The sequence below is a fragment of the Bradyrhizobium sp. genome (assembly GCF_049512235.1).
Taxonomy (GTDB): domain Bacteria; phylum Pseudomonadota; class Alphaproteobacteria; order Rhizobiales; family Xanthobacteraceae; genus Bradyrhizobium.
Window position 1 is genome coordinate 1 of the sequence record NZ_JBEKXH010000389.1, and the last position, 6120, is coordinate 6120.

At 64.4% G+C, this 6120-nt stretch carries 5 protein-coding genes; 3 read left to right on the forward strand and 2 right to left on the reverse strand.

Translation table 11 applies throughout. The features are described 5' to 3' along the window. Positions 1-209 precede the first annotated feature (209 nt). Positions 210-1733 carry a flavin monoamine oxidase family protein gene (locus ABSG20_RS27180; RefSeq protein WP_423867569.1) on the forward strand — a complete coding sequence of 508 codons (1524 nt, stop codon included), beginning with the start codon at positions 210-212 and terminating at the stop codon, positions 1731-1733. A 107-nt stretch (positions 1734-1840) separates the two neighbouring features. Here the strand turns inward: ABSG20_RS27180 and ABSG20_RS27185 are convergent, their stop codons facing one another. Beyond that, the gene (locus ABSG20_RS27185) at positions 1841-2116 is read right to left on the reverse strand and encodes an NUDIX hydrolase (RefSeq protein ID WP_423867570.1); all 276 of its coding nucleotides are present in this window, start codon (positions 2114-2116) and stop codon (positions 1841-1843) included. Positions 2117-2297: 181 nt separating this feature from the next. Between ABSG20_RS27185 and ABSG20_RS27190 the strand changes: the two genes are divergently transcribed. Together ABSG20_RS27190 and ABSG20_RS27195 are read left to right on the forward strand one after the other, a co-directional pair. Further along, the gene (locus ABSG20_RS27190; protein ID WP_423867571.1) at positions 2298-3494 is read left to right on the forward strand and encodes an acetyl-CoA C-acyltransferase; all 1197 of its coding nucleotides are present in this window, start codon (positions 2298-2300) and stop codon (positions 3492-3494) included. 63 nt (positions 3495-3557) lie between these two features. Beyond that, positions 3558-4841 carry an MFS transporter gene (locus ABSG20_RS27195; protein WP_423867572.1) on the forward strand — a complete coding sequence of 428 codons (1284 nt, stop codon included), beginning with the start codon at positions 3558-3560 and terminating at the stop codon, positions 4839-4841. A 61-nt stretch (positions 4842-4902) separates the two neighbouring features. On the opposite strand, the gene ABSG20_RS27200 is transcribed toward ABSG20_RS27195, so the two are convergent. Further along, positions 4903-6120: acyl-CoA carboxylase subunit beta (locus ABSG20_RS27200; protein ID WP_423867573.1), on the reverse strand; the 1218-nt coding region annotated here is incomplete at its 5' end.

Consider the following 6120-nt stretch of genomic DNA (forward strand, 5'->3'; position numbering starts at 1 on the left):
TGGCGGCAGGTGCAGCCCTGCCGCCGCTCGGAATGCGACCGGCACGCGCCGCCACGCCGGATCTGCCGCGGGATTTCGGCAAAGGCCGGACCGTTGCGGTCATCGGCGCCGGCAAGGCCGGTTTGACCGCCGGCTGGAAACTGGCGAGATCCGGCTTCTAGGTCACCATCTATGAGGCCGATAGCCGCTACGGTGGACGCAGCCTGACGGTGCGGCCGGACGACGACAACGGTCAGCACGGGGCCTACAAACGATGGTGGTTCAATAAATACAATCCACAGCGCCTGTTCCCGGACATGTACGTTTCCCGCTATCTAGAGAAGGAGGGGCCGGCACGCGAGCAACAGATCTGCAGGTTCGCGGACGACACCTGGATCCCGGAGAAGGGCAAACCCCCTGTCGAGCTGTTCCTCAATGCCGGACCGGGGCGGATCCCCAGCGACCATGCGGCGCTGCTGCAACTTTGCGGCGAGATCGGTGTCGAGCTGGAGCCCTACATCTTTCAATCGAATTACAATTTGCTGAGGAGCAAGAAATTCAGGGATGGCCAGCCCATTGCGTACAATCAGATCACCTACAGCACGAGAGGCGAGCTCGCCGCCAAATGGGCGAAGATCGAAGATCACACCTGCGATCCCAAAAAAAGCGCCATGATCAATCTGCTCAAGCAATTCGGCGATCTGGACGACAAGTGTGAATTCCCGTCATCCGCCCGGCTCGGTTACCGCGAGCTTCCGGGTGGATGGGATACCCCAGGCTCGATCAAGGACAAGGTGCCTCTGGACGAGGTGCTGGGATCGGGCTTTGTCGGTGGTGGCGATCCGGAGTTCACGCCGGGCTCGTTTCTGTTTAACGCCGACAATATTGTGTGGCAGAATTCGCTGATGCAGCCGGTGGGCGGCATGGATCGGATCTGGCAACGGCTTCTGCTGCAGCCCATTCCCGAGGCGGCGATCAGGCTGCACCCGAACGATCCGCGTGAGCGCGAGATGCGAGGACGGCACGTCCGCTATGTCGGCGACCTCGTTCTGTTGGAGTATCCCGTGACACGCATCGACAACGTCCCCGGAACAAAGAAAATCCGTGTCGTAACCAATGGCCATGTCGAGGTCGCGGATTTTTGCATTTCGACCATGGCGCCGAACCTTCTGAAGGGAATCCTTGCCGACGGTGACGGTCAATTTCCCAAGTACTTCAAGGATGCGTTGGGCGAGGTCGAGCAGACCCCGGCGATCAAGGTGGGCTGGCAGGCGAGGACCCGCTTCTGGGAGAAGCAAAACCACATCTACGGCGGGATCAGCTGGACCGACGACGACATCGGGCAAATCTGGTACCCTTCGGAGGATTTCAATGCCCCCACCGGCGTGCTGACCGGTGCCTACAACCGCGGTCGCACAGCGACAGCGTTCGGCAATTTGACGCAGAAGGAGCGTATCGCCGAGGCGCTGGAAGGCGGCCAGCACCTGCACCCTTCCACCGGACCAAACGAGCCCGGCTTCAAAAGTGAGATCTACACCGACAGAGGCCTTACCATCGCCTGGCAGTACATGCCGTTCCAGGTCGGCGGTTGGCCCGGCCCGACCGCCTCCAGCCAGCCGGCAATCTACCGGACGATCATCAAGCCTCAGGGGCAACTCTATCTGGCAGGCGATGCCTACAGCTATCTGCCGGGCTGGCAGGAGGGCGCGGTAACCTCGGTCTACAAGGCGATCGAGGCGCTTCCGCCAGCGTGAGCCGGGCGAGCGGGGCCGTGGTTTGTTCGCGCCCGCGGGATCGCGATGCGACGGCCGCCGCCTCAACGGCGTTCCCAGGGGATTGCAGGATCGGGCGCTAGGTGGCACTAGGTTGCCTTCCCCGTCATGGCCGACTGGGCAAACAGAGGATAGTCGGAAGCTTCATCGAGGCTCTCGCCGTCCTCTACGCGCCCGCCGATCGTATCCCAATGGCGCGGCCAAGCCTTTTTCGAGGGCGCGCGCAGGCCGAGAAGCACTTTGCCATCTCTGCTTATGAATAGGGCTCCGACAGTTCTGGCGATTTGATCTTGCATGGCGAACCGTGTCTCGCGACCAGGGCGTGAGGAGTATGGCCAGAACAGTATTGGGCCTAGTTGAGCCATTTCCGATGCGCCGTGCAATCCTCTCGCGACCCCCTGGTCCGACGCCCTGAGCAGGCAAGCCCAGGCCCCAGGCCTCTACCTCGCGAGAATTTATCAGCCACCGCCGTTGCATTTTTTGCGGCGCATCATATGATGAACATAATTTAAATGACCCTTCCCGATCAATGCAGGAGCCTTCGCCATGGCCGCAGTTTCCGATTCCGTCGTCATCGTTTCCGCCGCCCGCACACCGCTGGGCAGGTTCATGGGCGATCTTTCGCCCTTTAGCGCCCACCAGCTCGGTTCCCACGTGATCGGCGCCGCCGTCGAGCGGGCCGGACTGTCGCCCGACCGGATCGACGAAGTCTTGATGGGTTGCGTGCTGCCGGCCGGACAAGGTCAGGCGCCGGCGCGACAGGCCGCGCGCGGCGCCGGGCTGAGGGATGCGACCGGCGCCACCACCGTCAACAAGGTCTGCGGCTCCGGCATGAAGGCCACCATGCTGGCGCATGACATCATCAACGCGGGTTCCGCCGAGATCGTGCTGTCCGGCGGCATGGAGAGCATGACCAACGCGCCCTATTTGCTGGCCAAGGCGCGCGGCGGCTACCGCGCCGGTCATGACCGCATCATCGACCACATGTTCCTGGACGGCCTCGAGGATGCCTATGAGAGCGGCCGTTCGATGGGCGATTTCGGCGAAGCCACGGCGGAAGCCTATCAGTTCACCCGTAGCACCCAGGACGCCTACGCAATGGAGACGCTGACGCGCGCCCGCAAGGCGGTCGAAAGCGGCGCATTCAAGGCCGAGATCGTCCCGGTCACCGTGAGCGAAAAAGCCGGCCCGCGCATCATCGCCAATGACGAGCATCCGCTGAAGGTCGATCCTGCCAAGATTCCCGGGCTGAAGCCGGCCTTCCGCGCCAACGGCACCATCACACCGGCGGCCTCCTCCGCCAATGCCGATGGCGCCGCGGCGCTGATTCTGGCAAAGCGATCGCGCGCCGATCGCGATGGCCTGCCGGTTCTCGCCGAGATCAGGGGCCACGCCACCCACAGCCAGGAACCGCAATGGTTCACCACGGCGCCGATCCCGGCGATCCGCAAGCTGCTCGACAAGGTCGGCTGGAGCGTCGGCGACGTCGATCTGTTCGAGATCAACGAGGCCTTCGCTGTCGTGGCGATGGCGGCGCAGCGCGATCTCGGGATCCCCCGCGAGAAGCTGAACATCAATGGCGGGGCCTGTGCGCTCGGCCATCCGATCGGCGCCACCGGTGCGCGGCTGATCGTGACGCTGCTGCACGCGCTCGCAGCCCACCACCTCAGGCGCGGCGTCGCGGCGCTCTGCATCGGCGGCGGCGAGGCCACCGCGATCGCGGTGGAGCGCATCATGCACTGATGCGCCTAAGATCATCGCCAACTTAAGCCTCATCAGAATCCGGACCTCCGGCCAGGAAACTTCATGATCTCGAATTGGCTGTCGGCCGCCCTCGCCCGCCGTAACATCCATTACGGCTGGGTGATGGTCGGGGTGACCTTTCTGACCGCGCTGATCAGTGCCGGCGCGGTCGGCGCGCCCGGCGTTTTCATCGTGCCGCTGCAGAAGGAGTTCGGCTGGACCACCGCGGAGATTTCCTCGGCGCTGTCGATCCGCTTCATCCTGTTCGGGCTGATGGCGCCGTTCGCCGCGGCGCTGCTGAACCGCTACGGCCTGCGCAACGTGACGCTGTCGGCGCTGCTGACCGTGGTCTCGGCGCTGGTGATATCGCTGGCCATGACCAAGGTCTGGCAGCTGATGGTGCTGTGGGGCGTCGTGGTCGGCATCGGCACCGGCATGACCGCGCTGGTGCTGGGCGCCACCGTCGCGGCGCGGTGGTTTTCCGCGCGGCGCGGGCTGGTGGTCGGCATTCTTACCGCGAGCGCGGCAACGGGCCAGTTGGTGTTCCTGCCGCTGCTGGCGAGCCTGACCGAACGGCTGGGCTGGCGCACGGCGCTGGGGCTGATGTGTGTCATGCTCGCCGTCGCAGCTTTTGCGGTTCTGATGGTGATGCGCGACCGGCCCAGCGATGTCGGCTTGCGACCGTTCGGCGACGAAGGCAAGGAGCCGTTGCCGCTGCCGCCTCCAAACCGTGCGCCGATCATGGCCGCGGCACTTGGCACGCTGCGCGATGCGGCGAAGACGCGCGTGTTCTGGATCCTGTTCGCCACCTTCTTCATCTGCGGCGCCTCCACCAACGGCCTGATCCAGGTTCACCTGATCCCGATGTGCCTCGATTTCGGTATTCCGCAGGTCCAGGCTGCGAGCCTGCTCGCCGCCATGGGCGTATTCGATTTCTTCGGCACCATCGTCTCGGGCTGGCTGTCGGACCGTTACGACAACCGCTTTCTCTTGTTCTGGTATTACGGCCTGCGCGGCCTGTCGCTGTTGTTCCTGCCGTTCTCCGATTTCTCGTTCTACGGCCTGTCGCTGTTTGCGATGTTCTATGGACTGGACTGGATCGCCACCGTGCCGCCGACGGTGCGGCTGACCGCCCAACGGTTCGGCCCGGACCGCGCCAACCTGGTGTTCGGCTGGATTTTTGCCGGCCACCAACTGGGCGCCGGCGTGGCGGCGTTCGGCGCCGGCCTGTCGCGCACCTTGCTGGCAAGCTATCTGCCCGCCTTCTTCGCCGCCGGCGCGCTGTGCGTTGTCGCGGCGCTGATCGTGCTGGCGATCTCGAAGGTGCCTAAGCCATTGGCGGTGTAAGAGGGCGAATAGCGAATAGCGAGTAGCGAATAGAAAGGTTCTACTCGCTATTCGCTTCTCACTACGGCCTGATCTTCATGTTCGTCGCCGGCCCCGGCGTGCGCAGCGGCTCCGCCAGCCGGGCGAATTCGCACAACAGCGAACGGGTCTTGCGCGGGTCGATGATCTCCTCGACCCAGAATTTTTCCGCCGAGCGGAACGGCGAGCGCAGCTTGTTGAGACGATCCTCGATCTCCTTCAGCTTGGCTTGGGGATCGTCCGCCGCGTCGATGTCGGCGCTATAGGCTGCCTCGATGCCGCCTTCCAGCGGCAGCGAGCCCCAATAGGCCGAGGGCCAGGCATAGCGCAGCGAGAAGCGGTCCGCCGGCTGATGCACGACGCCGGCGACGCCGAAGGAATTGCGCACGATGATGGTGCACCAGGGCACGGTGGTCTGGTTGACGGCGGCCATCGCGCGCACGCCGTGGCGGATGGTCGCCGCCTTCTCGGCGTCGAGCCCGATCATGAAACCCGGACAATCCATCAGATAAACGACCGGGAGGTGGAAGGTTTCGGCGAGATCGGCGAACCGCACCACCTTCTGGCAGGCATCCGCGGTCCACGAGCCACCGTAGTGATAGGGATCGCCGGCCAAAAGCAGCACGGCGCGGCCCTCCAGCCGGGCAAAGCCGGCAATGATCGAGCGGCCGAAATTCGCGCCCATCTCGAAGAACGAACCCTTGTCGACAACGGCATGGATGATCGGGCGCATCTTGTAGACTTGGCGGCGGTTGCGCGGCACCGCCTCGATCAGCGATTCCTCCGATCGTCCCGGATCGTCGTCGGCAGCTAGCGTCGGCGGCAGTTCATAGACCGACGAGGGCAGATAAGAGAGGAAGCGCTTGGCGCGCTCAAAGGCTTCCTCCTCGCTAGCGACGGCATCATCGACGCCACCGGCCCTGGTCTGGATCTCGGCGCCGCCAAGTTCCTGCTTGCTGAGATCCTGGCCGAGCCGCTTTACCACCGGCGGCCCCGCGACGAACATCGCCGAGCTTTTTGTCATCACCGAATAATGGCTGGCGGCGAGCCGCGCCGCGCCCAGTCCTGCGACCGAGCCGAGCCCCAATCCCACCACCGGCACGCGGGCCATGTTCGCCGTCGTGTACGCGTACCAGCGGGTGCCGCCGATGCCGCCCGGCAGATTGGCGGCGCCCTTGGTTTCAATGGTTTTGACCGAGCCGCCGCCGCCGGAACCTTCGATCAGCCGGATAATGGGCAGGCGAAAATCGTGCGCCATCTC

Bases quoted from the DNA above. Each gene is read 5' to 3' on its own strand.
- ABSG20_RS27185 (WP_423867570.1), bottom strand. From the start codon at position 2,116: ATGGCTCAACTAGGCCCAATACTGTTCTGGCCATACTCCTCACGCCCT.
- ABSG20_RS27190 (WP_423867571.1), top strand. From the start codon at position 2,298: ATGGCCGCAGTTTCCGATTCCGTCGTCATCGTTTCCGCCGCCCGCACA.
- ABSG20_RS27195 (WP_423867572.1), top strand. From the start codon at position 3,558: ATGATCTCGAATTGGCTGTCGGCCGCCCTCGCCCGCCGTAACATCCAT.